The sequence below is a fragment of the Serratia sp. X3 genome (assembly GCF_014982455.1).
Lineage (GTDB): Bacteria > Pseudomonadota > Gammaproteobacteria > Enterobacterales > Enterobacteriaceae > Serratia > Serratia ureilytica.
On record NZ_JADCNB010000001.1, the window covers coordinates 1,847,451 to 1,872,428 of the forward strand.

Sequence of the window (24,978 nt, forward strand, 5' to 3'; positions counted from 1 at the left end):
GCTTGGCGACCGGGCTTGTCGGTTCCTCAGGCTCAGCGGGCTGGGCCTTCTTCTTCCGGTGCCGGAATGTGCATCGTGGTCTGCAACAATCCTTTCGATTTATTGAAAATCTTGACGCCGTTTTCGCGGCCGGCACGGCGCGCGCGCTGCTCTTCGCGCGGCAACTTCAGCTCTTCGCGGCAAATCTCACTGCAGCATCCTTCAAACTTGGCGGCGCAGCTCGGGCACTGAATGAACAGCAGATGGCAGCCGTCGTTCTTGCAGTTGGTATGGGTATCGCACGGCGCGCCGCACTGGTGGCAGTTGGCGATCACATCGTCGGAGATGCGCTCCCCCATACGCTCATCGAACACGAAGTTTTTGCCGATAAACTTCAGCGGCAACCCCTGTTCTTTCGCTTTGCGGGTGTACTCGATAATCCCGCCTTCCACGTGGTAGATATTTTTAAAGCCGTTGTGCAGCATATAGGCGCTGGCTTTTTCACAGCGAATGCCGCCGGTGCAGTACATGACGATATTCTTGTCTTTGCTGTCCTGCAACATCTCCACCGCCATCGGCAGCTGATCGCGGAAGGTATCCGACGGCACCTCGATGGCGTTTTCGAAATGGCCGACTTCGTACTCATAGTGGTTGCGCATATCGACGAATACCGTATTCGGATCGTCGATCATCTGATTGACGCGATCGGCCTGCAGATACTCACCGACGTTGCTCGGATCGAAGCTCTCGTCATCGATGCCGTCAGCCACGATGCGCTCGCGCACCTTGAGGCGCAGCACCCAGAAGGATTTGCCGTCGTCTTCCAGCGCGATATTCAGGCGGACCTGATCCAACGCCGGGTGCGAGGCAAATAGCGCGGCTTTGAACACGTCGAAGTTATGCTGCGGCACGCTGATCTGCGCGTTGATGCCCTCTTTCGCCACGTAGATGCGGCCGAACACCTTCAGTTTTTCGAACTGAACGTACAGGCTGTCGCGAAACGCCTTGGGATCGTCGATGGAGAAGTATTTGTAAAAAGAAACTGTGGTGCGCGGCTCGGTTTCCGCCAGCATGCGCGCCTTCAGTTCCTCATTAGAAATTCGGTTATGTAACACTGGCATGGTGTACTTTCCTGTCTTTCGGGAGGTGACTGAGTTACCGCGCGCAGCCAGCCGGCCCGCGCGCGGCGCACATCATACCCGAAAAACCGCCGCCGCGCAGCCCTGGCGCTCGCGTGCGCATACCTGCATCGCGCGCTCATCCCGGATGCCACCGTAATTTACCTTCCTGATAATGATATCGCCATGGGCTCTTGGCAGGAAATATTGTGGAAAAATTCGGCGCTCGATGCATATTTAACGCCCAAAAAGGGATTTTAATGCGTTGTGTTTTCCCGGATCGCCAGAAAAATGCCACAATAGTCGCAAACAATCGGCAGAAACGAACCTAGCGACCGAGCCCACCCGGCCGTCAGACCATGCTATGACTCTGTCATTACACTTAAACAACCGTATTAAAACAGAGAACCAATGACTCAAGTCCCTACTTTCAATCGCTCCTTATTGCACCCGCGCTACTGGCTGACCTGGGTAGGCATCGGCTTGCTGTATCTGCTGGTGTTGCTGCCTTATCCCGTCATCTACTGGCTCGGCACCTCGATCGGGCGATTTTCCATGCGCTTTCTCAAGCGGCGCGTCGTTATCGCCCAACGTAACCTCGAACTCTGTTTTCCCGACATGCCGCAGACTGAACGCGATGCGCTGGTGGTAAAGAATTTCGAATCGGTCGGCATGGGGTTGTTTGAAACCGGCATGGCGTGGTTCTGGCCGAACTGGCGCATCGAGCGCTGGTTCAAGGTCAGCGGCCTGGAGCACATTCAAAAAGCGCGCGACAACCATCAGGGCGTGTTGCTGATTGGCCTGCACTTTTTGACGCTGGAGTTGGGCGCGCGCATCTTCGGTATTCACAACCCGGGCATCGGCGTTTACCGCCCGCACGACAACAAGCTGATGGACTGGCTGCAAACCTGGGGCCGGATGCGTTCCAACAAATCGATGCTGGATCGTAAAGACGTCAAAGGCATGATCCGCGCCCTGAAACAGGGCGATATCATCTGGTATGCGCCGGATCACGACTACGGCCCGCGCAGCAGCGTTTTCGTGCCGCTGTTCGCGGTGGATAAAGCCGCCACCACCACCGGCAGCTACGTGCTGGTGCGGATGGGCAAACCGGCGATCATTCCGTTCACCCCGCGTCGCCTGCCGGACGGCAAAGGCTATGAGCTGATCATGCAGCCGGCGGTGGAAAACTTCCCGCTGGACAACGAACTCGACGCCGCCGCCTTTATGAATAAAGTGGTGGAAAAAGAGATCCTGATGGCGCCGGACCAATACATGTGGCTGCACCGCCGCTTCAAGACCCGCCCGGAAGGCGAGCCTTCGCTGTACTGATCACGCAAACCCGCCGCCGGCGGGTTTTTTATTGCGCGCCCCTTGAGAATCGCCGGCGAGGGTGGGATGTTAATGCTTTTGCCGCCACCATTGGAGCCGCCATGTACATTGTCAGCCTGACCTACCATCGCCCAATCGCCGACGTCGACAGCCACCTTGACGGGCACATCGCCTGGCTTAAGAAATATTTTCAGGACGGCACCTTCGTCGCCTCCGGCCGCAAGAATCCCCGCACCGGCGGCGTGATCCTGGCCAAAGGCATTGAGCGTGCTCGGCTGGACGCCATCCTGGCCGAAGATCCGTTCAACGCCGTGGCCCACTACGAGGTCACCGACTTTAGCGCCACCACCACCGCCGCCGGTTTCGAGGCGCTGGCCGGACTATAAAACGCTGTAAATTCCGCGCGCCAAGCGCGGAATACGGTTTAAACTCTATTTTTAAAACTTTATTTCATTTTTCGCCCTATCTGCGCCCCCTCGTTTGCCGTCGCCGCGCCTGCGGCGCATACTTACCACGCTAACTTTCACGTTTTGCCCATCAGCTCGCCACCGGCAAAACGCGTCACCTTTCGGCAGTGAACATTTATGGCTTCGGCAGCAGAACCCGTTAACTGGAAACGCAATCTTTTCGTCGCCTGGCTGGGATGTTTTCTCACCGGCGCCGCCTTCAGCCTGGTGATGCCGTTTCTGCCGCTGTACGTAGAGACGCTGGGCGTTACCGGCCATCAGGCGCTCAACATGTGGTCCGGTCTGCTGTTCAGCATCACCTTTCTGTTTTCCGCTATCGCCGCGCCGTTCTGGGGCGCCCTGGCCGATCGACGCGGCCGCAAACTGATGCTGCTGCGTTCGGCGCTCGGTATGGCGATCGTCATGGCGCTGATGGGCATGGCGCAAACGGTCTGGCAGTTTCTCGCGCTGCGTGCGGTGCTGGGGCTGCTCGGCGGGTTCATTCCCAACGCCAACGCGCTGATCGCCACCCAGGTGCCGCGCAACCGCAGCGGCTGGGCGCTCGGCACCCTGTCCACCGGCGGCGTCGGCGGTGCGCTGGTCGGCCCTCTGATCGGGGGGCTGCTGGCCGATTTATACGGCCTGCGCCCGGTGTTTTATATCACCGCCGCGGTGCTGTTCGTCTGCTTCGTGCTGACGCTGCTGTATGTCAAAGAACAATTCACCCCGGTACAAAAGCGCGACATGTTGCACGTAAAACAGGTGTTCGCTTCGCTGAAAAATCCGAAGCTGGTGCTCAGCCTGTTCGTCACCACCATGATCATCCAGATCGCCACCGGCTCGATCGCGCCGATCCTGACGCTGTATGTGCGCGATTTGGCCGGCGTCACCCACAATCTGGCGTTTATCAGCGGGCTGATCGCCTCGGTGCCCGGCGTCGCGGCATTGATGAGCGCCCCGCGGCTGGGCAAGCTGGGCGATCGCATCGGCCCGGAACGCATACTGGTGTTCATGCTGATCGTCTCGGTGCTGCTGCTGATCCCGATGGCGTTCGTGCAAACGCCGTGGCAACTCGGGGTGCTGCGTTTTCTGCTGGGGGCGGCCGACGGCGCGTTGCTGCCGGCGGTACAGACGCTGTTGATTTATAACTGCACCAATCAGGTGGCCGGCCGTATTTTCAGCTATAACCAGTCGTTCCGCGACGTCGGCAACGTTAGCGGCCCGCTGCTCGGTGCCGTTGTCTCCGCCGGTTACGGTTTTCGCGCAGTCTTCGGCGTCACCGCGCTGGTGGTGCTGTTCAACGCCGGCTATTCCTGGTGGTGTCTGCGACGACGGCCGGGCTATATGCGGGAAGATACGCTGCAGGAAGAGCAATAGCTGCATTTATCGCCAGTTTCCGCCGTTGGCCGGATCAACGGCGCGTTTCCCCTATTTTTAATAATGCTTTCTCGCCGCCGGTGAATTTTCGCCTCACCCAGAACATTCTTAATACAACATCTTGTTTATCAACAAATAATTAACTTTCAGCGCATAAAACCCGCTGTCAATCATATTCCTGTCACAACCAACAGAAAAACCAGAAAAGGAGATGCTTGTCGACTTTTCGTCTAAAAAATGGGATACAGGTACTAGACAAATCCAACGACCAGTTATCAAATGGTTAAATAATATCACGCCAGATGTGAACCATCGGCCAAGTGAAGAAAAGGTCAGCACGCTTTCCACGGTTTATCAGCGTTGCAGCCGCGGTTTTGTCGGGTAATCCGCATTGGGCGGATCGCCTTCATTAAATACACATACATACCACAGTACGGGCTGCAGCCTTGCAGCGCCTTTTATTGGGAAATCGTTATGCAATCCTCTGTCAATAAGTCAGAAAGCCGGACCTTCTTCGGCCATCCCTATCCGCTGGGTTCTCTGTTCTTCACCGAAATGTGGGAGCGCTTCTCGTTCTACGGCATTCGTCCGCTGCTGATCCTGTTTATGGCCGCCACGGTGTACGACGGCGGCCTGGGCCTGGCGCGCGAGAACGCGTCGGCGATCGTCGGCATCTTCGCCGGCAGCATGTACCTGGCGGCGCTGCCCGGCGGCTGGCTGGCGGACAACTGGCTCGGCCAACGCAAGGCCGTCTGGTACGGTTCGATTCTGATCGCGCTCGGCCACCTGTCGATCGCGCTGTCCGCAGTGATGGGCACCAACCTGTTCTTCATCGGTCTGATGTTCATCGTGCTCGGTTCCGGCCTGTTCAAGACCTGTATCTCGGTGATGGTCGGCACGCTGTACAAGAAAGGCGATGCGCGTCGCGACGGCGGTTTCTCGCTGTTCTACATGGGCATCAACATCGGTTCGTTCATCGCCCCGCTGATCTCCGGCTGGCTGATCAAGTCACACGGCTGGCACTGGGGCTTCGGCATCGGCGGTATCGGGATGCTGGTGGCGCTGGTGATCTTCCGGGTATTCGCCGTCCCGGCGATGAAACGCTATGACCGCGAAGTGGGCCTGGACTCCACCTGGAACAGCCCGGTCGCGAAGAAAAAAGGCGTCGGCACCTGGTTGCTGGCGTTGACGGCCATCCTGGTGGCGGTCATCGTGCTGATCGCCCAAGGCACTATCGTCATCAATCCGGTCGAGGTGGCCAGCGTGCTGGTGTACGTGATCGCCGCGTCGGTCACGTTGTACTTCATCTATCTGTTCGCCTTTGCCGGCCTGAGCCGCAAAGAGCGCGCACGCCTGCTGGTGTGCTTCATCCTGCTGATCTCCGCCGCCTTCTTCTGGTCAGCGTTTGAACAGAAACCGACCTCGTTTAACCTGTTCGCCAACGATTATACCAATCGCATGATCGGCGACTTCGAGATCCCGGCGGTATGGTTCCAGTCGATCAACGCCCTGTTCATCATCCTGCTGGCGCCGGTCTTCAGCTGGGCCTGGCCTGCGCTGGCGCGCAATAACGTGCGTCCGAGCAGCATCACCAAGTTCGTGATCGGCATCCTGTGCGCCGCCGGCGGTTTTGGCCTGATGATGCTGGCCGCGCAGAATGTGCTGAGCAACGGCGGCGCCGGCGTATCGCCGATGTGGCTGGTGGGCAGCATTCTGATGCTGACGCTGGGTGAACTGTGCCTGAGCCCGATCGGGCTGGCCACCATGACGCTGCTGGCGCCGGAGAGAATGCGCGGTCAGATGATGGGGCTGTGGTTCTGCGCCAGCGCGTTGGGCAACCTGGCGGCCGGTCTGATCGGCGGTCACGTCAAGGCCGACCAACTGGATATGCTGCCGAATCTGTTCGCCCGCTGCTCCGTCGCGTTGCTGATCTGCGCTGCCGTACTTATCGTGCTGATCGTGCCGATTCGCCGCATGCTGGAAAATACCCAGTCCAAGAACGCGCAAAAACCGGCGACTAACGCCTGACGGATAGCCCGTTTTATCTCGCAAACCGGCGCTCGATGCGCCGGTTTTTTTTATGCTTGCCAGGCCTGATGTTGCAATACCACCCGGTAGCCATCAGGATCTTCAAAGGTTTGCCCCGCCCGATCCCAATAAGGATTATAGGCGGCGACCGCTAAGAACCCCGCCGCCCGCATCCGCTCACACGCGGCCCGCCATGCGTTCTCATCCGGCAGATAAAATACCAGCAGATGATCCTGCGTCGGCGCCTGTCCAACCCGCACCCCGCGATGCTGCGTGAACTCCAGATGGTAGGCATGCTGCGGATGCCCGATCATTATGCCGTCGAACCCCTGATGATCGACAAACTCGCCCAGCTTTTCGAAACCCAGCCCGCGGCAATACAGCGTCGCAATCTCTTGCAACCGATCGGTCGGGCGCGCGATGCGCAACACCGCTTTGGCTATCGACATGTACTCTTCCTCCTCATGATAACGTCATACAGCGCCATACCCGCCAGCATCGCCAGCAGGAACGGCCATACCCGGCTTATCTCCGCCCCGACCAACACCCAGGCTGGGCCGGGGCAAATACCCGCGATGCCCCAGCCGATGCCGAACAGCGCGCTGCCCGCCAGCAAACGACGATCCACACGCCCGGCGGCCGGGATCTGCAGCGTTTCCCCCAACAGGCTACGCTCTCGTCGCCTCGCCCACAGGAAGGCCGGCGCCGCCACCGCGATCGCTCCAGCCATCACCAACGCCAGCGAGGGATCCCACGCGCCGGTAACGTCAAGAAACGCCAATACTTTAGCCGGATTGGCCATGCCGGCGACGATCAACCCCAGGCCGAAAATGACGCCGCTCAGCAGCGCCAACAGCGTTTTAAGCATTCTCAACCACCCGCCAGGTGGCGCATCAACCACACGGTCATAAAGCCCAGCAGCATAAACACCGCCGTGGCGGCCAGCGAACGCGGCGCTAACCGTGCGACGCCGCACACGCCGTGCCCGCTGGTGCAACCGCTGCCCAATCGCGTGCCCAATCCCACCAACAGCCCTGCGGCCGCCAGCCCGCCGTTGCCGATCGCGATCTCACCGGACGGCAAAGCCGCAGCGGCAGCATACAGCCAGGGAGAGAGCAGCAACCCGCCAATAAATGCGACGCGCCAGCCCCGCTCCTGGCCACCGGCACTCAATACACCGCCGGTAATGCCGCTGATGCCGGCGATCCGGCCGTTGAACAGCAGCAGCAGCGCCACCGCGCCGCCGATAATGGCCCCGCCCGCCAGCGCGGAATAAGGCGTGAAGTGCTGCCAGTCAATAGTCATCGCGGTTCTCCGGTTGTGGGCAATAAAGCTGATACAGGGTATGGAGCAGCGCCAGCGCTTTGGCATCGGCCACCGCATAGTAAATCTGCTTGCCGGCGCGCCGGGTGGAGACCAACCCTTCCTCCCGCAGCACGCCAAGCTGCTGGGACAGCGTCGGCTGGCGGATATCCAGCGCCTGCGCCAGCTCGCTCACCGCCATCTCGCCCTGGCTGAGCCGGCACAGCAGCAGCAGCCGATCTTCGTTGCCCAGGGTGCGCAGCATCGCGCCGGCCTGCGCCGCCGCCTTGCGCATCGCGTCAATATCCATTGCCCCTCCATCAATATATAAAATTATATAATATTATTTTATAGAGTATTCGCATACAAAGCCACAGGCTGGCGTGAAAATGCCTGAGTGAACGATACCGTCATTATTTCCCGCCTCCGCGCCTGCTTCTCCCGCTTTGCGGACAACCGTCGTCGCAGAGCGGACAACAAAAAAATTTGCATCCTGCGCCAGTGAGACAACAATTAGTTTTGACGTTTTCCCCCACCGCGCCGGCAGCACGCCGGACGCTTTACTCTCATTGTCAACGGAGGCGAACATGAGCCTGTATGCAACCCTGGAAGAAGCCATCGAGGCCGCACGCGAAGAATTTCTCGACACCGCCGAAGGCGGCGGCGGTGACGAACCGCCGGTGCCACAGCAGTTCAATCTGCAAAAGTACGTGATGCAGGATGGCGACACGATGTGGCAGGCGGAGTTCTTCGAAGAAGAAGGCGAGGCGGTGGAATGCCTGACGCTGCGCAGCGGTGCGGCGGCGCAGGCGATCTTCGACGGTGACTACGACGAGGTGGAAATCACCGCCGAGTGGATAGACGAAAACACCCTGTACGAATGGGAGGAAGGCGACTTCCAGCTCGAGCCGCCGCTGGATACCGAAGAAGGCCAGGCCGCCGCCGATGAGTGGGATGAACGTTAACCCGCACGACGCTTTGAACGCCAAGGAGGCAGCATGAACATTCGCCAGGCCCGCCCCACCGACTACCCCGCCATTTTGCAGCTGCAGGCGGAAAACGTGCCGGAAGCGCTCGATGAGCGCCAAAAACGGCAGGGATTTATCGTATCGCGCATGAATGAGGCGCAGCTGACGGCGATCAACCGCGGCATCGGCATATGGGTGGCGGAACAGGAAGGCCAACTGGCGGGGTTCGTTTGCCTGATGCCCGCTGACGCGCAGCCGCGGCCGCCGGTGGTGGATGCGATGCTGGCGACGCTCGCCACGCACTCATTCGCCGGACGGCCGCTGCGTGAGCAGCGGGTATTTCTCTACGGCCCGGTCTGCCTCGGCATGGCCTGGCGCGGCAAAGGCGTATTAAAGCGCCTCTACGCCGCAGTCAAAGCGCACACCCGCCATGATTACGACGTGGGCGCACTGTTTATCGACGACGACAATCCGCATTCGTTGGCCGCTCACGTGCAAGGGCTGGGGATGACGGTGCTGGCGCCTTTCCATTGCGGGCAGAAAGGCTATCAGCTGGTGGTGTTCGCCACCCGCTGAACGAAGTTACTCGTAGGGGCCATGCTGCGCATCGAACGGCAGCATAAAGGTGTCCACCACCATCGACAGCGGCACGTCTATCACCGTGACGTAGCGCCAGGGCGTATCGCGCAGATCCCACTGCACGCCGGGATAATACTGGTGACCGTGCCCGGCGCCGGGCACGGTGCGGCTGATAATGCTGCCGCAGCCGGTTAGGGCCATCACGCCGGCCGTCACGCAGGCCAGGCGAAAATAGGAAGAGAGCTTCACGACATTGACTCTGAGAAAGGGGTTGTTTCGCGAGTGAACAACGCATCGGCCGCAGTCTATCACAGTTCCCTTTTTTCACCGGCACCGGCGCGCTCAGGCAAAAGGTAAAAAAAACGGGGAACGCGCCATGCGCATTCCCCGTCTAAGCGTTGCCGTTAAGCGATTAACGCCGGCCCGTTGGGTGCGCCAGCGGGTTGTGCGGCAACTGCTGGTAGTGTTCACGCCAGGCGGCGCCTTCCGGCAGCAGCCAGACGCGCTGGTGCAGACGAGCCAGCGTGACTGGATCGCTCAGCAGTTCCAGACGCTTGCCCTTCACCAGCTTCTCCGGCCCCAGCTGCAGCGCTTCATTTACCCGCTCCTCGCGATTGCGATCGAGCGTCGCGCGCAGGTGGTGACGCGCCGTCGCCAGCGCCGTCGCCAATGCGTTGAAGGACGGGTTGACCACCGCGTGCATAAAGCCGTTGGTCAACGCGCGGTTGCGGTTGAGATGCAGGTACTCTTCCGTCGCCAGCAGCTCACGCGGCGGATTGTACTCTTCCGGGATCAGGAACAGCTTGGCGCGTTTGCTTTTCATGCCCAGCGTCGCGCGGCTCGACAGCACCGACACGAACGGCGACAGGATCAGCGAGAACACGATTGGCGACAGCCACCACAGGAAACGCAGATCCAACCACGCCATGCCGCCGGCCCACACCAGGCCCAGCAGCATCTGCGAGCCATGGCGGCGGAACGCTTCGCCCCACGGCGTGTCGTCGTCGTCACGCTGCGGCGAATTCCACACCACTTCCCAGCCAAGGAAGGCGCTCACCACGAATACGGTATGGAACAGCATGCGCACCGGCGCCAACAGCACCGAGAACAGCATTTCCATCAGCATCGAAATGAACAAACGGAACGCGCCGCCGTACTCTTTCGCGCCCTTGGCCCAGATCAGCACGATGCTGAGCAGCTTCGGCAGGAACAGCAGCACCAGCGTGGTGGAGAACAGCGCTATCGCCAGCTCCGGCCGCCACTGCGGCCAGACCGGGAACAGCTGCCGCGGCTGCAGGAAGTATTGCGGCTCCATCAGGGTATGCACCACCTGCAATGCGGTGGAGAGCGCCAGGAACATGAACCACAGCGGCGCCGACAGGTAGGACATCACGCCGGTGAGGAACACCGCACGGTGCACCGGGTGCATGCCCTTCACCAGGAACAGGCGGAAGTTCATCAGGTTGCCGTGGCACCAGCGACGGTCGCGTTTCAGCTCGTCCAGCAGGTTCGGCGGCAGCTCTTCGTAACTGCCCGGCAGATCGTAAGCGATCCACACACCCCAGCCGGCGCGGCGCATCAGCGCCGCTTCAACAAAGTCGTGCGACAAGATAGAACCGGCGAAGGAGCCCTCGCCCGGCAGCGGCGCCAGCGCACAGTGCTCGATAAACGGCTTCACGCGGATGATGGCGTTATGGCCCCAGTAGTGCGACTCGCCCAGCTGCCAGAAATGCAGACCGGCGGTAAACAGCGGCCCGTAAACGCGGGTAGCGAACTGCTGCACGCGCGCGTACAGGGTATCCATGCCGGACGCCTTCGGCGCGGACTGAATGATGCCGGCGTTCGGGTTGGCTTCCATCAGCCGCACCAGCCCGGTGAGGCATTCGCCGCTCATCACGCTGTCGGCATCCAGGATCACCATGTAGCTGTACTCACCGCCCCAGCGACGGCAGAAGTCGTCGATGTTGCCGCTCTTGCGTTTGACGCGGCGGCGGCGACGGCGATAGAAGATGCGGCCGTGGCCGTCGACATCGCGGCACAGCTCCATCCACGCCTTTTGCTCCGCCACGCAGATGTCCGGATCGTAGCTGTCGCTCAACACGTAGATATCGAAGTGTTCCAGCTGACCGGTGGCGGCGACGGACTCATAGGTCGCGCGCAGGCCGGCGAACACGCGTTCGACGTCTTCGTTGCAGATCGGCATGATCAGCGCGGTGCGGTGCGCCGGGTTGATCGGCTCATCGCCCTTGATGGTGGAGGAAATGCTGTATTTGTCCTTGCCGATCAGCAGCTGCAGGAAGCCCATCAGCGCGGTCCAGAAACCGGCCGAGACCCAGCAGAACAGCACGGCGAACAGGATCAGAATGCCGGTTTGCAGCACATACGGCAGCAGCTGCAGCACCGACTGCATCAGATCCTGATCCAGCATGGCGATAGGATCGATCAGCGCCCAGCCCTGGTAAGGCAAGATGGTTTTCATATACCAGGTGGCGATGCCGGTTTGCACCAGCATCAGCACCAGCAGCACATAGCGGCGCATGGAGCCAACGGTACGCCAGCGGTTCTCGGCCTCGGCCTCCTCTTTGGTGGCGTGCCGATTGTGCGGCGACCGCCCCAGCAGAGAATCCCAGAAGCGCGCCACCGGGTTGGTGCGCCAGGCTTCCGGGAACATGGTGGTGCGTTTGATCGGCGGCGTCGCCTTCAGAATGGCGCGCCCTTCGGCGTCGGTATCGAAGTCGTCATCGCTGACCGCATCCGGCCAGGCGCTTTCGATACGCGGTTTGACCGAGGCCAGCGCCACGTCATCCGCCGACAGGCTATTGACGTTGGCGTCGGCGGCGCCCATCTGCCGATGGAGCGCCTCCAGAGCCTGAGCGTCATCCGCCGTTTTAGGGGTAAGCGCCTCCGACCGCTCGGCGGTCAGAGGCAGCGCCGCAAGATAATCCTGGGCGGGTTGAGTAGGCTTATTCATTGGCAGGTAGCTGATAGCTCCAGGTTTCCGACAGTGTCTTATCGCCATTGACCAGCGCCGCGCGCATTTCTACCGGCTTCTTGTCGTCTTTCACTTTCAGACGCACCGTCAGGCGCCAGCCTTTGGTCACTGGGTTATAGCGGACGTTGTTTTCTACCATTTCACCGTTGTCGCCGATGCTGATCTGAGAAGCGACCGGCGTATTGGCGTCTAGCGCTTTCAGCACCGGGCCGACGAAATCGACCAGGAAGGCGACGCTGCCGTCAGGCTCGCGGATCAGGTTGGACTGCTTCACGTCACCGGTAGAACGCATGGTCCGCGCCACATAGGCGATGTCTTGCGAATGCAGTTTGTCTTCATCGCGGGTGAAGTTCAGACGGTAGCTCAGCGTCAGCGGTTTTTTAGCTTCCGGCAAGGTATCCGGCGTCCAGAACGCGACGATGTTGTCGTTGGTTTCATCCGCCGTTGGGATCTCCACCAGCTCGACCTTGCCTTTGCCCCAGTCGCCTTTCGGTTCGATCCAGGCGCTCGGGCGCAGATCGTAACGATCGTCCAGATCTTCGTACTCTTTGAAGTTGCGACCGCGCTGCAGCAGACCGAAGCCTTTCGGATTCTCAACGGTATAGGTGCTGACGGACAGGTGTTTAGGATTGTTCAGCGGACGCCAGATCCACTCGCCGTTGCCGGCATGGATAGACAGACCGTTGGAATCGTGCAGCGCCGGGCGGTAGTTCAGCGTCGGCGACGGCTGGTTCGGCCCGAACAGGAACATGCTGGTCAGCGGCGCCAGGCCCAATTTGCCCACCTTGTCGCGCAGGAACACTTTAGACTCGACGTCCACGGTGGTATCGCGGCCCGGGATCACCGTGAAACGGTAAGCGCCGGTGGCGCGCGGGGAATCCAGCAGCGCGTAGATCACCAGGTGTTTGTCGCCCTGCTTCGGACGCTCAACCCAGAATTCGCGGAAACGCGGGAACTCTTCGCCGGAAGGCAAAGCGGTATCGATAGCCAGGCCGCGAGCGGAAAGCCCGTAAACCTGCCCTTTGCCCACTACGCGGAAATAGCTCGCGCCCAGCAGGCTCATAATCTCATCGTTTTTGTCGGCGCTGTTGATCGGGTAGAGCACCTTGAAGCCGGCAAAGCCGAGGTTCTTCACCGATTCAGGATCGTGTTTGACCGAGCCGAAGTTGAAGTAATCCGGGCTGTACTTGATCTGTTTTACGCTGGTAGAGGTGACTTCGTTGATTTTCACCGGCGTATCGAAATACATCCCCTGATGATAAAACTCAAGCTTGAAAGGGGTTTTCAGCTTGCTCCAATAGGCTTTATCGTGATTGAACTGAATCTGCTGATAGTCTGCGAACTTCATCTCGCGGAACTGAGAAGGAAGGTTGCTCTTCGGGGCTTCGAAACCTTTCGCAGCCAGATCCTGCGCCTGCTTGGCCACATCATCAATAGAAAAGGCCCATGCCGGCGAACTGAACAGCGTGAACAATACGGTAGCACCTAACCAACGAACGCTCGCGGCGCGTGGTTGTCCGGATAATATATTAACTAGCACATCCCCCCCTATTCGTGTGCTCAAATCATTTAAATCCATATTAATGGATTACTCAGCTTTCCGACAACATGATAAATGGATGGTTCATGTTTACGGCTCATTGTTTAAGCAGCTGATGGAGCACCAGCGTAGCAAGCCGCGCAACAAGACGCTATGGAAAAATGCGAGGGGCTATAGTAGGGTTCCGGATAACAATTTAACGTTTGACGACTTATTAAGCGTGTTAATGAGCACCCGATTAAATCACCAGCGGTAATCTATGACTAAAGGCAGCAAACAGCGCGAGTTTTTCCTCGATTCGATCCGAGCCTATTTGATGCTGCTCGGCATTCCGTTTCACCTTTCCCTGATTTATTCCAGCCACGCCTGGGCGGTAAACAGCGCGTCGCCCTCCTTCTCGCTCACGGTGCTGAACGACTTCATCCACGCCTTCCGCATGCAGGTGTTCTTCGTGATTTCCGGCTACTTCTCCTACATGCTCTACGAGCGTTACGAGCGCCATCAGTGGCTGAAGGTCAGGCTGGAGCGGGTGGCGATCCCGCTGTTGAGCTCCATCCCGCTAATTACGGTGCCGCAATTTTTCATGCTGAAATATTTCACCGATAAATTAAACGGCTGGGACGAGTTTTCTCTCTATCAGAAAATAAATGTAACAGTTTGGGAATTGGTGTCTCATCTGTGGTTCTTATTGACCCTGTCATTGTTAACCTTCGCCTGCTTTTATCTGTTCCGCAAAATCAAGCGTCAAACCCACGGGTCTATTCCAGCGTTAATAAACAGAATGCGTGGATTAGGAAACATCTCACTGTGTTTCTTTATTTATGCGGTATGCTATTCGGCCGCGCACCGTATTATTTTAATTTTCGCACCGCAGCTATTATCCAATGGCCTGTTCAATTTCGTGGTGATGGAGACGATGTTCTACCTGCCGTTCTTCATCCTCGGCGCCTATGCGTTTAAGTATGTGTGGCTTAAAGAGATTTTTCTGCGCCGTTCGCCGCTGGCGCTGCTCGGCTCGCTGCTGCTGTTTATCGCATATATGCTGAACCAGAAACTGTTGGCGCACAGCAGCTATATGTTCGAGCTGGAAGTGGTGATCAAAACCCTAATGGGGATCCTGATGACCAATGTGGTGTTCTCTTTCGGGCATAACCTGCTGAATTATCACTCGCCGCGCATCACCTATCTGGTCAACGCCTCGCTGTTTATATATCTGGTGCACCATCCGTTGACCCTGATATATGGCGCTTTCGTGACGCCTTATATCGGCAACAACCTGTTGGGGTTCTTGCTGGGCCTGCTGTTTGTGTTCTCGCTGGCCTTCGCTTTATATGAGCTGCACAAGCGCATCCCGGTGCTGCGCTTCCTGTTCTCCGGCAAGCCGCAATAAGGTCTTACGCCATTTCTGGGTGATGAATTATCGCCCAGAAATTAACCGCATCAATGTTATGGTCCCTTCCATTACCGCTGCGGCATCGGCAGCACCCTGAGCATTTTCCTAATATTAATCCTAATCCCTGGGACGCATTGCAAAACGGCAACTGCCTGTTACGCTCACTATTGATACTTATAAATTAGTTGCGTTACTTTCTGGGCAAGGTACACATATGAGAGAAGCATGGGTCGATTATGCAAAAGGGATCGGCATCATTCTCGTGGTTTTCGGCCACGTCAACCGCGGTCTATACAGCGCAGGCATTCAACTTCCCGGCTCGTTCTATCAACTGACAGACAGCGTTATCTACAGCTTCCATATGCCGCTGTTTTTCTTCCTTTCAGGTTTGTTTTTTACGCAGTCGCTGGAGAGAAAGGGCAAGACTCGCTTCGTCATCAGCAAGATCGATACCATCGTCTACCCCTATGTGATCTGGTCGCTGCTGCAAGGCTTGGTGGAAGTCTTATTGTCACGTTACACCAATAATCCTTCGAGCCTCGGCGATGTCCTGGCGCTGTTTACGCATCCTCGCGCGCAGTTTTGGTTCTTGTATGCCTTGTTTATGGTCTTTGTGTTAGCAACTTTACTGTATAGCAAAGATGCATACCGTTATCTTCTGCCGGTGTTGATCGTCATCAGCATGGGGCTGTATCTCTACCAAGATAACCTCACCAAAGCCTTCCATTTCGATTACATCACCCGGTTCTTGATCTTCTTCCTGCTTGGCGCTTTGGCCGTTCGTTATGCTTCTCACATCGCCAATCTGGGCTTTGGCTCGCTGTTGGCTTCCCTGTTCGCGTTTATCGCACTGCAATGGGGATTCCACGGCTATTCCGGCTTGCTGTATACCGATGCAGGAAGTTTCTCCCTGATACTGGCGGTTGAAGCCATCTTCTTCATCGTCACCCTATCGGTTATGTTGGCTAAAACGAAGCTTTCCTGGCTGCGCCGACTCGGTGAATTGAGCATGGTGATCTATTTGATGCATATCCTCGCCACCAGCGGTTTACGCATCATACTGACCAAGTTTCTGCACGTCAGCAATTGGCCGGCGCATGCGATCCTCGGCACACTGGTTGGCTTGAGCGCGCCCATTATCGCTTATCTGCTGATACAGCGCCTGCATCTCAATTTTCTGTTGGAGCGTCCTCGCTTCAATAGCCGTCTGCAAAAAGAAAAAATCTCCTGAGGGCGGTTCCGCCGCCCCTGCCCGCTGTTCCTGACACTATACTTGATGGCGCAACCTGTCGGTTGCGTCTTCTTCCCCATGTCACACAGAGCACACATTGTTCAGCTTGACGTCGTCCGTTAAGGCAAAGTGATACGGCGGCATAGATAACCTGGCCGTTATAACTGCAATGCATAAGTAGAAATCCGGATCCCTGCCTTACGGTAGTGATTGGGCTCAACCCCCGAAGGGCTGCGCGATCGCTTGATTGATTCGATGGCGTTACCTGTCTCTCCCTTCCGTCACGACAGAGAGGATTTTGAATGACCGATAAAAATACACAGGCTCAGGAAGCCGTAGCGGAAAACGCCACCCTGCTGAAGATCCTCAGCAGGTTGCTATCCGCGCTGGATGCTTCGATCAGCGGTAAAGAACGCAGCGTTTTGGTCGCTGAGCTCTCCAACTTCAATCTCGACGGCATTTCCGAAGCGGAACGCAAACTGGCCACCGAGCTGATCAAACGCTCGCTGGAATCGCTCGACCATTAACCCTACCGCGCCTGCAAACCATTAAGCCTGCCTGCGCGGGCTTAATGGTTTTTCCCGCCGAGCAAACCCGGCATTGTTGCCAAAACCGAAATACAGTAGCCTGATAATGTTGGATAAAAGGCAGAATTTCACCTCTTCCCCTCACTTTCTTAGTTTAATCGCACCAAAGGGTAATAATTGATCGATTGTTTTCGCAATCAGCCTTGGCGTTTTACCCACTAAACACGTTATCATCGAAACACGCGCAGTGCCCCCTATCCCCCAGCCTCAGGAGAACGATATTTTGGATGCCAGCACCATTAACAGCTTGTTCGTCATCGGTGCCGTGCTGGTGGGGGCAAGCATTCTGCTCAGCTCATTTTCTTCCCGGCTCGGCATTCCGATCCTGGTGATCTTCCTGGCGATCGGTATGCTGGCCGGCGTTGACGGCCCCGGCGGCATCGTCTTCAGCAATTACCCGGTCGCTTATCTGGTCAGCAACCTCGCGTTGGCGGTGATCCTGCTCGACGGCGGCATGCGCACCCGGGTCAGCTCGTTCCGCGTGGCGCTGTGGCCGGCACTGTCTCTCGCCACCGTCGGCGTGGTGATCACCGCCGGCCTGACCGGCATGGCCGCCGCCTGGCTGTTCAATCTCGATCTGCTGCAGGGGTTGCTGATCGGTGCCATCATCGGTTCTACCGACGCCGCCGCGGTATTTTCGCTGCTGGGCGGCAAAGGGCTGAACGAACGCGTCAGCGCCACGCTGGAGATCGAGTCCGGCAGCAACGATCCTATGGCGGTATTTCTCACCATCACGCTGATTGCGATGATCGCCGCCGGGGAAACCGCGCTGAGCTGGACCTTCCCGCTGCATCTGATGCAGCAGTTCGGCATGGGCATCGTCTTCGGTCTCGGCGGCGGCTGGCTGCTGCTGACGCTGATTAACCACATCAAGCTGGCGGACGGCCTCTACCCACTGCTGGCGGTGAGCGGCGGCATTCTTATTTTCGCGCTGACCACCGCGTTGGACGGCAGCGGCATTCTGGCGGTGTACCTGTGCGGCCTGCTGCTGGGCAACCGTCCAATTCGCAACCGTCACGGCATCGTGCAAACCTTCGATGGACTGGCATGGCTCAGCCAGATCGGCATGTTCCTGGTGCTCGGCCTGCTGCTCAACCCGCATGAGCTGCTGCCGATCGCCATCCCTGCCCTGCTGCTGTCGCTGTGGATGATCCTGTTCGCACGCCCACTGTCGGTGTTTATCGGCCTACTGCCGTTCCGCAGCTTTACCCTGCGCGAACGCGGCTTTATTTCCTGGGTTGGCCTGCGCGGCGCGGTACCGGTGATCCTGGCGGTGTTCCCGATGATGGCCGGGCTGCCCAACGCCCAGCTGTTCTTTAACGTGGCGTTCTTCGTGGTGCTGGTCTCCCTGCTGCTGCAAGGCACCACGCTGTCGTTCGCCGCCAAAAAGGCCAAGGTGATCGTGCCACCGGCGCTGACGCCGATCTCCCGCGTTGGGCTGGACGTGCACCCGGAAAACCAGTGGGAACAGTTTGTGTATCAGCTTTCGGCGGAAAACTGGTGCGTCGGCGCCGCGCTGCGCGAGCTGAAAATGCCACCCAATACCCGCATCGCCGCCCTGTTCCGCGGCAAAGAGCTGCTGCACCCTAGCGGCAGTACCCGGCTGCGCGAGAACGATATCCTGTGCGTTATCGGCCATGAGCACGATCTGCCGATCCTCGGCAAACTGTTTAGCCAAGCGCCGGCCGTGACGCTCGACGAACGCTTCTTCGGCGACTTTATCCTGCAATCCGACGCCCGTTTAAGCGACATCTCGCAGGTTTATGGCCTCAATCTGCAAGACGATGTCGACGAGCAACAGACGCTGGGGCAATTCGTCATTCAGCTGATCGGCGGTGAACCGGTGATCGGCGACCAAGTGGAATGGGACGGCCTGACCTGGACCATTGCCGAAATGGAGGGCAATCAGGTCAGCAAGATAGGCGTCAGGATCGTGACCGACTAACGCGGCCGCGTTATCAGATGAGGGAACTTCTGGCCTTAAGAACGTTCTTAATCACTATCATGATGCATGAAGTACGGCGTCGCTGAATTATATCCGTTTGATATAAAAACAATTTAACAGCGGCGCCAACGGGGATTAGGGATGTGAACGGCAAGACTCGATTTCTTTCGGTGATGATGATCATGGCGCTGGGCGTAGCGGCGCTCGATCTCAGCATCGCCGGTTTGGTCCATAGACTTTTAATTGGATAATTTCAACGTGACGCAGCGGGAACAAGAAAAAGACATTCTGGGGAAAATACTGGTGACGGTGTCCGCGCTTTGCCTGATTCTGGTGGCGGCATTCCTCATCTGGGGATTCATGCTGGATTGATACCGGGGACGCTCAGAGATAAAAAAAAACCGCCGCGGCGGTTTTTTTATGGGTCAGGCGATCAGATCTTGCAACCTTCGCAGTCCGCTTCGTCTTCGAGGAATTCAGGGACCTCTTTTACCTTCTGCGCCGCTTTTTCTTCGGCTTTCGCCAGTTCGGCATCGATATCAAAATCGAAAATATCATCACTCATCGCTTGGTCCTCATTCTGCTTCGCGTTCAAACGCTGAGTATAATCCACAAGCCGCCGGCCGGAAACCCTTCAGTTTGCCGCCGCCAGCTGCGGTGGCTCATCCTGCGGCTTTTTTCCGTAGGCCATGTCGTACACGTCGTAGAAGTCGATTTCGCCCTTGTTGCCGATGATCACCCGCATCTTCTGTTTCAACGCGGCGCCGATGGACGGCTCATCCAGCAACTGCTGCACCGCATAAGGCGACAGCGCGCGGGTGAAGTACCACTCGCCGTTATAGCACACCCGCAGATCCAGCACCCCGATGTCCTCGAAGCGGTAGACCGGCCGGATCTCGATCAGCAGCATGGCGAACATGAACAGCACAAAGGCGGTGAAGCCGAGGAAGGCATACATCCCCATGTACGGCACCTGATACATCACGGCGATCACCGCGAAGTAACCGGCGAACATGGCAAGGCACAAATAGCGGTGAGTGCGGGCGAATTCGCTGTTGAAGCGCGGCTTGCCGTCGCGCCCTTCGCGCCGATTGATCTGTTCAATCTCTTTAACCAAGATGCTTTTAATCGCGTCCATCGTTACAACCTTATGCTGGAAACAGCATTGCCATCAAATCTCACCGCTAAAAGTAACACAAGTACAGTTTTGCCGGGTAGATCAGTTAACCAACTTAATGGCGGCAACTGTTATAGTTCGGCTTCAGCGCGGTTGAGCGGCTTTGCCTTGCGCAAACATGAACATGCGCTGGGCCACGTCGTCGGCCTGTTTGATTTTCTGCTTTTGCGGTTCGTTGCTGCGTTGAATGGCGCGGGCGTAGGCGATTTCATGGGCCTGCTCGATCATCGCGATGATGCGATCCCGTTCAGTCTTCTCCATATTGCCCAACATGGTGGTGATAATCGCCTGGTAAGCGTTGGACGCGGCGGTCAGCGCCTTCTCTCTCGCCTCGAGGGCGGCGACGCGTTGCAAGAGTTCCTGCAGTTGCTCGGAGTGGGACATATCGACCTCCTGTTGCCGGGCAGCAAACCTGCCTGATTACAGTTTAGCAAAGGATCGAGAGAGAAAGAGGAAGGAAAGCCAGCGGTTACGGTAAAGCACACCCGAAAATCCCAACGAGGAGTCGATAGTGCAAATCAACCCGGGTGCGCTTTACGGTAAGCGCGATGAGATGAAGTGAAAGAAAGCTGGCGCGCTATGCAGGACTCGAACCCGCGTCTATCAATTTTCAAGCCAAAACAAGCCATTATAAAACCAATCACTCTGCCAACTGAGTTAATAGCGCGTTCCTTCGCTTCGGGGCGTTATTATCCATAACAACATTATGGACTCAAGCTTTTTTAGCATAATGCCCTGATTTTACGGATAAGTCTTAGGTTATCACCAGCGTTATGGCCTTACGGCAGCTCAATAATCGGGTAATCGCCGGCGATAAGCGGCTTGCACAAAATCTTGTAGCCATCGCTGTCGAAATGGCTGGCCGCGCTCTGTAGCCGCTTCGCCTGCGCCAGATTGCCGACCGAGCCCAGATAAAACCAATTGTGGATCACATGGTACTGACGCAGCGTCTCGCCCTGCTCCTCCAGCGCCACGCGCCCGGCGAACGGCCAACAGGTGATGCGCAGCTGCTCAAGCGCCGCGCTGAGCCGCAGCGCATGCTCCTGCGCCGACTCTACGCCACAGCAGGCGCCCGCGCACTTGCGCAGGCTGTAGCGGAAACAGGCTCGCCCCGCCGGCAGCTTGTCGATCCCCAGCTTGCCGTAACATAAACGATGCTCGTCGGCGATGGCGCGCAGCTTTTCCAGCGCGGCGTGGCGATTGGCAAACAGTCCGTAGAGATGGGGCGTGACGGCGAAGTCGATCTCTTTGGCGTGAGCAATCGTCACCGCATCTGCCTGCAAACGCAGCGCGCACAGCTGTTTCGAGCGCCGCAGACGTTTGTTGAACAGCGGCTGTTGTTGTTTGATCAACTGCGCCTCCAGCAGCAATGCGCCCAACTCGCCGGCGGTCTCGATAAAGCTGATGCGTCGTGTTTGGCGCAGCATTTTAGCCTCGTCCTGCGCGCGGAAGTGCGCCATCACCCGGCTGCGTATATTGACGCTTTTACCGATGTAAAGCGGCAGGCTCTCGCTTTGACCGTGAAACACATACACGCCCGGCCCTTTGGGCAACGGCGCCAGGCAGGCGCGCAGGTGCTCCGGGTATTGATAAATGTCGAGTTCTGGCTCGAGGCGGTTTGGCATCATGGCGGTGGCATTATCCTGCTGATGAATGAATACTGGTTTTTTACCCAGTATAACGCCCAACGCAGCCGGTTGCACACCCGGCGGATAATAACTCACCGTGATCTTTAACGGGAAAGCCTTTACTATCCCCTTTCCAGCGGGAAAGCGCCTCACGTTTAGCGCCAGTTCAAGCTGGCGCTGCCATGATGGCAGACTGGAACCGCCGCTTTTATCGTTATGGAAAACCTGGGTATGTCATCACTGAAACTCCCCTCCCGCCGTCTGGCGTTGATCGCCGCCATCGTTTTCATCGCCGTCGTCGTCGCGTTGGCCATCTTTTGGCAACGCCCGCCGCAGCAGGATTACGTTACTGCGCCGGCCCGCCTGGGCGATATCGAAAACGCCGTGCTGGCCACCGGGCGGCTGGATGCCATCGAACGCGTCAACGTCGGCGCCCGCGTCTCCGGCGAAGTCAAATCGCTGAAGGTCAAGCTGGGCGATCGCGTCACCAAAGGGCAACCGATCGCCGACATCGACGATCTGCAACAGCGCAACGATCTGCGCAACGCCGAAGCGGCGCTGAACGTAGTCAAAGCCAATATGTTAGCCAAACAGGCCTTGCTGAAACAGGCGGAGTCTCGTTTCAAACGCCAGCGCCGCATGCTGAACGACGAAGCCAGTTCGCGGGAAGACTTCGAGACCGCCGAAGCCTCGCTTGCCACCACTCGCGCCGATCTGCAGGCGCTCAATGCGCAGTTGGTGCAATCGCAGATCGAAGTCGAGAAGAAAAAAATCGATCTGGGCTATACCCGCGTGGTTGCGCCGATGGACGGCATTGTTATCGCCGTGGTTACGCAGCAGGGACAAACGGTCAACTCCAGCCAAAGTGCGCCGACCATCGTCAAGCTGGCGCGGCTGGATATGATGACCATCAAGGCGCAGATCTCCGAAGCCGACATCACCCGCATTTCGCCGGGACAAAAGGCTTACTTCACTATTTTCTCCGATCCGGATAAGCGCTACGACGCCACGCTGCGCACCATCGAGCTGGCGCCGGAATCGGTGATGAAAGACGACTCGCTCGCCGGCGCCAGCTCCGCTTCCGGCTCCGGCACCTCGAACGCCTCGGTCTATTACAACGCGCTGCTGGACGTGCCAAACCCGGAAAACCGCCTGCGCATCGCCATGACCGCGCAGGTGTCCTTGCTGCTCGGCGACGCGAAGAACACCCTGCTGGTGCCGATCCAGGCGGTGCATAAAATCGATGGCAAAGAGCAGCAGGTGCAGGTGCTGACCCAGGACCAGCGGTTGGAAACGCGCAAAGTGACCACCGGCATCACCAACAATGTCGACATTCAGATCCTCAGCGGCCTGAAAGCCGGTGAAACCGTGGTGCTGTCGCAGCCCGCCGCCAAATCGGCTGAGGATGGCATCTTCCTGTGAACGCGATCATCGAACTAAAAGGCATCAGCCGAACCTACACCAACGGCGGTCAAGCGTTAACGGTGTTGAAAGATATCGATCTGACCATCGCCGCCGGCGAGCTGGTGGCGATCATCGGCGCCTCCGGCTCCGGCAAATCGACGCTGATGAACATCATGGGCTGCCTCGACGTGCCGGATCGCGGCGATTACTACATCAGCGGCCAGAACGCCGCCCACCTGTCGCCGGACGAATTGGCCCGCCTGCGCCGCGAACATATCGGTTTTATCTTCCAGCGCTATCACCTGATGCCCGATCTCAGCGCGCTGGGCAACGTCGAAATCCCGGCCATCTACGCCAACGCCCGGCGCGATCAGCGTCGGCAGCGGGCGGCGCAATTGCTGGCGCGGTTGGGGCTTGAGGGACGCGAAGACCACAAACCCGGCCAGCTTTCCGGCGGCCAACAGCAGCGCGTCAGCATCGCCCGCTCCCTGATCAACGGCGGTGAGATCATCCTGGCGGACGAACCGACCGGCGCGCTGGACACCCAATCCGGTCAGGAAGTGCTGGCGATCCTGAGCGAACTGAATCAGCGCGGCCATACCGTGGTGATCGTCACCCACGATATGAAAGTGGCGCAACATGCGCAGCGCGTCATCGAACTGCAAGACGGCAAGATCATCGCTGACAGCGGCCGCAAGTCGGCGTCCGGCCCATCGTTGCCGCCGCCGAACCGCAGCCGGCAAAGCGGCTGGCAACGCCTGATCGACCGCACCCGCGAATCGCTGCACATGGCGCTGAAAGCGATGAACGCTCATCGTCTGCGCACCGCGCTGACCATGACCGGCATCATCTTCGGCATCGCCGCCGTGGTCACGGTAGTGGCGCTGGGCGAAGGCGCCAAACAGCGCACGCTGGAAAACCTCAAAGATCTCGGCACTAACGTGGTAAGCATCTATCCGGGCCGCGATTTCTTCGACGACGCCATCGACAGCATCCGCACCCTGGTGCCGGCCGATGCCGACGCGCTGGCGCAGCAAAGCTTCGTCGACAGCGTCAGCCCGGAAGTAGACGCTTCCGACAGCATCCGTTTTCGCAGCAAATCCGCCACCGCCTCGATCACCGGCGTCGGGCGCGACTATTTCCGCGTGAACGGCGTCGAGCTGTTACAAGGCGTGACTTTCCGCGACGATCGTAATGCGCTGCAGGAAGTGATCATCGACGACAATGCGCGCCAGGCGCTGTTCGGCGATTTCGGCGTCGAGCCGCTCGGCCAGATCGTGTTTCTCGGCTCGGTGCCAGCCCGGGTGATCGGTGTGGCGAAAAGCAATCGCAACTACGCGCCCAATCGCATCACTGTTTGGATGCCCTACAGCACGGTGATGTATCGCATGGTGGGCAAACCGACGCTCAGCGGCATCACCGTTCGGCTAAAGGACAATGTCGCCAGCGAATCGGCCGTCACCGCTATCACACAGCTGTTGACCCAACGCCATGGCGTAAAAGATTTCCGTTTGTACAACTTCGATAAAATCCGAAAGTCCATCGAACGCACGTCAATGACTTTTAGCCTGCTGATCCTGATGGTGGCGTCCATCGCGCTGGTGATCGGTAGCCTGGGCGTGATGAACATCATGCTGGTCTCGGTGACCGAACGCACCCACGAAATCGGCGTGCGCATGGCGGTCGGCGCGCGGCGCAGCGACATCATGCAACAGTTCATGATAGAGGCGGTGCTGGTTTGTCTGATCGGCGGCGCTTTAGGCATCGCGCTGTCGTTCGCCGCCGGGTCGCTGTTCACCTCGCTGGCGGGCGGCATGTTCACCGCCATCTATTCCTGGCAAGCCGCCGCCACGGCGTTTTTCTGTTCAACCTTAATCGGCATGATCTTCGGTTATCTCCCCGCCCGCAAAGCGGCAAGGATGGATCCGGTCGTTTCATTGGCCAGCGAGTAA

25 protein-coding genes and 1 tRNA gene are annotated in these 24,978 nt (G+C 58.2%); 13 read left to right on the forward strand and 13 right to left on the reverse strand.

Annotated features, from left to right (window positions below):
- Nucleotides 1-32: 32 nt before the first annotated feature.
- A complete protein-coding gene (locus tag IMX17_RS08890) occupies nt 33-1,100 on the reverse strand; it encodes a rhodanese-related sulfurtransferase (protein WP_182264708.1) in 1,068 nt (355 codons plus the stop codon).
- A 408-nt stretch (nt 1,101-1,508) separates the two neighbouring features.
- Here IMX17_RS08890 and IMX17_RS08895 point away from each other — a divergent pair, with 408 nt between their 5' ends.
- The 4 genes from IMX17_RS08895 to IMX17_RS08910 all read left to right on the forward strand — a co-directional run bounded on the left by IMX17_RS08895 (nt 1,509) and on the right by IMX17_RS08910 (nt 6,280).
- A complete protein-coding gene (locus IMX17_RS08895) occupies nt 1,509-2,429 on the forward strand; it encodes a Kdo(2)-lipid IV(A) acyltransferase (RefSeq protein WP_193549623.1) in 921 nt (306 codons plus the stop codon).
- Between the two features lie 101 nt (nt 2,430-2,530).
- Complete coding sequence (locus IMX17_RS08900) at nt 2,531-2,815, forward strand: YciI family protein (protein ID WP_033642669.1); 285 nt, start codon at nt 2,531-2,533, stop codon at nt 2,813-2,815.
- Between the two features lie 198 nt (nt 2,816-3,013).
- On the forward strand, nt 3,014-4,252 hold the full coding sequence (gene mdtG, locus IMX17_RS08905) for a multidrug efflux MFS transporter MdtG (protein ID WP_193549624.1): 1,239 nt from the start codon (nt 3,014-3,016) through the stop codon (nt 4,250-4,252).
- 474 nt (nt 4,253-4,726) lie between these two features.
- Entirely contained in the window at nt 4,727-6,280 is a 1,554-nt protein-coding gene (locus IMX17_RS08910; RefSeq protein ID WP_193549625.1) for a peptide MFS transporter, read from the forward strand.
- A gap of 50 nt (nt 6,281-6,330) precedes the next feature.
- Here IMX17_RS08910 and IMX17_RS08915 read toward each other — a convergent pair whose 3' ends face one another.
- From IMX17_RS08915 to IMX17_RS08930, 4 genes are read right to left on the reverse strand one after another with little or no spacing between them, the layout of a single operon-like run.
- The gene (locus IMX17_RS08915) at nt 6,331-6,729 is read right to left on the reverse strand and encodes a VOC family protein (RefSeq protein WP_182264711.1); all 399 of its coding nucleotides are present in this window, start codon (nt 6,727-6,729) and stop codon (nt 6,331-6,333) included.
- The gene (locus IMX17_RS08920) at nt 6,720-7,148 is read right to left on the reverse strand and encodes a YeeE/YedE family protein (protein ID WP_193549626.1); all 429 of its coding nucleotides are present in this window, start codon (nt 7,146-7,148) and stop codon (nt 6,720-6,722) included. Before IMX17_RS08920 ends, IMX17_RS08915 begins: the two co-directional genes overlap by 10 nt.
- Before the next feature lie 2 nt (nt 7,149-7,150).
- Nucleotides 7,151-7,585, reverse strand: coding sequence for a YeeE/YedE family protein (locus tag IMX17_RS08925; protein ID WP_046899250.1), 435 nt, complete (start codon nt 7,583-7,585; stop codon nt 7,151-7,153).
- Nucleotides 7,575-7,892 carry a helix-turn-helix transcriptional regulator gene (locus tag IMX17_RS08930; protein WP_046899249.1) on the reverse strand — a complete coding sequence of 106 codons (318 nt, stop codon included), beginning with the start codon at nt 7,890-7,892 and terminating at the stop codon, nt 7,575-7,577. Before IMX17_RS08930 ends, IMX17_RS08925 begins: the two co-directional genes overlap by 11 nt.
- Before the next feature lie 277 nt (nt 7,893-8,169).
- Between IMX17_RS08930 and IMX17_RS08935 the strand changes: the two genes are divergently transcribed.
- Complete coding sequence (locus IMX17_RS08935) at nt 8,170-8,547, forward strand: MysB family protein (protein WP_015377419.1); 378 nt, start codon at nt 8,170-8,172, stop codon at nt 8,545-8,547.
- 33 nt (nt 8,548-8,580) lie between these two features.
- Nucleotides 8,581-9,126 carry a GNAT family N-acetyltransferase gene (locus tag IMX17_RS08940; RefSeq protein WP_193549627.1) on the forward strand — a complete coding sequence of 182 codons (546 nt, stop codon included), beginning with the start codon at nt 8,581-8,583 and terminating at the stop codon, nt 9,124-9,126.
- A 6-nt stretch (nt 9,127-9,132) separates the two neighbouring features.
- Here the strand turns inward: IMX17_RS08940 and IMX17_RS08945 are convergent, their stop codons facing one another.
- The 3 genes from IMX17_RS08945 to mdoG form a co-directional block, all read right to left on the reverse strand.
- Entirely contained in the window at nt 9,133-9,378 is a 246-nt protein-coding gene (locus IMX17_RS08945; RefSeq protein ID WP_033642658.1) for a YceK/YidQ family lipoprotein, read from the reverse strand.
- 163 nt (nt 9,379-9,541) lie between these two features.
- Nucleotides 9,542-12,100: a glucans biosynthesis glucosyltransferase MdoH gene (gene mdoH / locus IMX17_RS08950; RefSeq protein WP_033650723.1), complete on the reverse strand. Its 2,559-nt coding sequence runs from the start codon at nt 12,098-12,100 to the stop codon at nt 9,542-9,544.
- Nucleotides 12,093-13,661, reverse strand: a complete 1,569-nt coding sequence (gene mdoG / locus IMX17_RS08955; RefSeq protein ID WP_169539530.1) for a glucans biosynthesis protein MdoG — start codon at nt 13,659-13,661, stop codon at nt 12,093-12,095. The genes mdoH and mdoG overlap by 8 nt, the downstream gene beginning before the upstream one ends.
- A gap of 259 nt (nt 13,662-13,920) precedes the next feature.
- Between mdoG and mdoC the strand changes: the two genes are divergently transcribed.
- From mdoC to IMX17_RS25350, 5 genes are all read left to right on the forward strand, one after another.
- Nucleotides 13,921-15,051, forward strand: coding sequence for a glucans biosynthesis protein MdoC (mdoC, locus tag IMX17_RS08960; protein WP_046899246.1), 1,131 nt, complete (start codon nt 13,921-13,923; stop codon nt 15,049-15,051).
- 217 nt (nt 15,052-15,268) lie between these two features.
- A complete protein-coding gene (locus tag IMX17_RS08965) occupies nt 15,269-16,285 on the forward strand; it encodes an acyltransferase (RefSeq protein ID WP_164106098.1) in 1,017 nt (338 codons plus the stop codon).
- Between the two features lie 302 nt (nt 16,286-16,587).
- The gene (locus tag IMX17_RS08970; RefSeq protein ID WP_033642653.1) at nt 16,588-16,812 is read left to right on the forward strand and encodes a hypothetical protein; all 225 of its coding nucleotides are present in this window, start codon (nt 16,588-16,590) and stop codon (nt 16,810-16,812) included.
- A 283-nt stretch (nt 16,813-17,095) separates the two neighbouring features.
- Nucleotides 17,096-18,817, forward strand: a complete 1,722-nt coding sequence (locus IMX17_RS08975) for a potassium/proton antiporter (RefSeq protein ID WP_004927894.1) — start codon at nt 17,096-17,098, stop codon at nt 18,815-18,817.
- A gap of 243 nt (nt 18,818-19,060) precedes the next feature.
- Nucleotides 19,061-19,189, forward strand: a complete 129-nt coding sequence (locus tag IMX17_RS25350) for a hypothetical protein (RefSeq protein WP_033642652.1) — start codon at nt 19,061-19,063, stop codon at nt 19,187-19,189.
- Between the two features lie 61 nt (nt 19,190-19,250).
- Here IMX17_RS25350 and IMX17_RS25355 read toward each other — a convergent pair whose 3' ends face one another.
- The 5 genes from IMX17_RS25355 to cho all read right to left on the reverse strand — a co-directional run bounded on the left by IMX17_RS25355 (nt 19,251) and on the right by cho (nt 21,622).
- Entirely contained in the window at nt 19,251-19,382 is a 132-nt protein-coding gene (locus IMX17_RS25355) for a hypothetical protein (RefSeq protein WP_015377413.1), read from the reverse strand.
- A gap of 69 nt (nt 19,383-19,451) precedes the next feature.
- Nucleotides 19,452-19,955: a YlaC family protein gene (locus tag IMX17_RS08980; protein ID WP_033642651.1), complete on the reverse strand. Its 504-nt coding sequence runs from the start codon at nt 19,953-19,955 to the stop codon at nt 19,452-19,454.
- Nucleotides 19,956-20,078: 123 nt separating this feature from the next.
- The gene (locus tag IMX17_RS08985) at nt 20,079-20,378 is read right to left on the reverse strand and encodes a sigma-S stabilization anti-adapter protein IraP (protein WP_193549628.1); all 300 of its coding nucleotides are present in this window, start codon (nt 20,376-20,378) and stop codon (nt 20,079-20,081) included.
- A 186-nt stretch (nt 20,379-20,564) separates the two neighbouring features.
- Nucleotides 20,565-20,661, reverse strand: a tRNA-OTHER gene (locus IMX17_RS08990).
- A 112-nt stretch (nt 20,662-20,773) separates the two neighbouring features.
- On the reverse strand, nt 20,774-21,622 hold the full coding sequence (cho, locus tag IMX17_RS08995) for an excinuclease Cho (RefSeq protein ID WP_193549629.1): 849 nt from the start codon (nt 21,620-21,622) through the stop codon (nt 20,774-20,776).
- 216 nt (nt 21,623-21,838) lie between these two features.
- Between cho and IMX17_RS09000 the strand changes: the two genes are divergently transcribed.
- Together IMX17_RS09000 and IMX17_RS09005 are read left to right on the forward strand one after the other, a co-directional pair.
- Entirely contained in the window at nt 21,839-23,044 is a 1,206-nt protein-coding gene (locus tag IMX17_RS09000; protein WP_182264714.1) for an efflux RND transporter periplasmic adaptor subunit, read from the forward strand.
- Nucleotides 23,041-24,978: a MacB family efflux pump subunit gene (locus IMX17_RS09005; RefSeq protein WP_033642649.1), complete on the forward strand. Its 1,938-nt coding sequence runs from the start codon at nt 23,041-23,043 to the stop codon at nt 24,976-24,978. The genes IMX17_RS09000 and IMX17_RS09005 overlap by 4 nt, the downstream gene beginning before the upstream one ends.

What these genes read in the sequence shown, in the direction of transcription:
- IMX17_RS08910 (WP_193549625.1), top strand. Translation starts at nt 4,727, where the DNA reads ATGCAATCCTCTGTCAATAAGTCAGAAAGCCGGACCTTCTTCGGCCAT.
- IMX17_RS25355 (WP_015377413.1), bottom strand. Translation starts at nt 19,382, where the DNA reads ATGAGTGATGATATTTTCGATTTTGATATCGATGCCGAACTGGCGAAA.
- mdoC (WP_046899246.1), top strand. Translation starts at nt 13,921, where the DNA reads ATGACTAAAGGCAGCAAACAGCGCGAGTTTTTCCTCGATTCGATCCGA.
- IMX17_RS09000 (WP_182264714.1), top strand. Translation starts at nt 21,839, where the DNA reads ATGGAAAACCTGGGTATGTCATCACTGAAACTCCCCTCCCGCCGTCTG.
- mdoH (WP_033650723.1), bottom strand. Translation starts at nt 12,100, where the DNA reads ATGAATAAGCCTACTCAACCCGCCCAGGATTATCTTGCGGCGCTGCCT.
- IMX17_RS08920 (WP_193549626.1), bottom strand. Translation starts at nt 7,148, where the DNA reads ATGCTTAAAACGCTGTTGGCGCTGCTGAGCGGCGTCATTTTCGGCCTG.
- IMX17_RS08930 (WP_046899249.1), bottom strand. Translation starts at nt 7,892, where the DNA reads ATGGATATTGACGCGATGCGCAAGGCGGCGGCGCAGGCCGGCGCGATG.
- IMX17_RS08980 (WP_033642651.1), bottom strand. Translation starts at nt 19,955, where the DNA reads ATGGACGCGATTAAAAGCATCTTGGTTAAAGAGATTGAACAGATCAAT.
- IMX17_RS08985 (WP_193549628.1), bottom strand. Translation starts at nt 20,378, where the DNA reads ATGTCCCACTCCGAGCAACTGCAGGAACTCTTGCAACGCGTCGCCGCC.
- cho (WP_193549629.1), bottom strand. Translation starts at nt 21,622, where the DNA reads ATGATGCCAAACCGCCTCGAGCCAGAACTCGACATTTATCAATACCCG.
- IMX17_RS08895 (WP_193549623.1), top strand. Translation starts at nt 1,509, where the DNA reads ATGACTCAAGTCCCTACTTTCAATCGCTCCTTATTGCACCCGCGCTAC.
- IMX17_RS08940 (WP_193549627.1), top strand. Translation starts at nt 8,581, where the DNA reads ATGAACATTCGCCAGGCCCGCCCCACCGACTACCCCGCCATTTTGCAG.
- IMX17_RS08935 (WP_015377419.1), top strand. Translation starts at nt 8,170, where the DNA reads ATGAGCCTGTATGCAACCCTGGAAGAAGCCATCGAGGCCGCACGCGAA.
- IMX17_RS08925 (WP_046899250.1), bottom strand. Translation starts at nt 7,585, where the DNA reads ATGACTATTGACTGGCAGCACTTCACGCCTTATTCCGCGCTGGCGGGC.
- IMX17_RS08890 (WP_182264708.1), bottom strand. Translation starts at nt 1,100, where the DNA reads ATGCCAGTGTTACATAACCGAATTTCTAATGAGGAACTGAAGGCGCGC.
- mdtG (WP_193549624.1), top strand. Translation starts at nt 3,014, where the DNA reads ATGGCTTCGGCAGCAGAACCCGTTAACTGGAAACGCAATCTTTTCGTC.
- IMX17_RS08915 (WP_182264711.1), bottom strand. Translation starts at nt 6,729, where the DNA reads ATGTCGATAGCCAAAGCGGTGTTGCGCATCGCGCGCCCGACCGATCGG.
- IMX17_RS08900 (WP_033642669.1), top strand. Translation starts at nt 2,531, where the DNA reads ATGTACATTGTCAGCCTGACCTACCATCGCCCAATCGCCGACGTCGAC.
- IMX17_RS08970 (WP_033642653.1), top strand. Translation starts at nt 16,588, where the DNA reads ATGACCGATAAAAATACACAGGCTCAGGAAGCCGTAGCGGAAAACGCC.
- IMX17_RS08965 (WP_164106098.1), top strand. Translation starts at nt 15,269, where the DNA reads ATGAGAGAAGCATGGGTCGATTATGCAAAAGGGATCGGCATCATTCTC.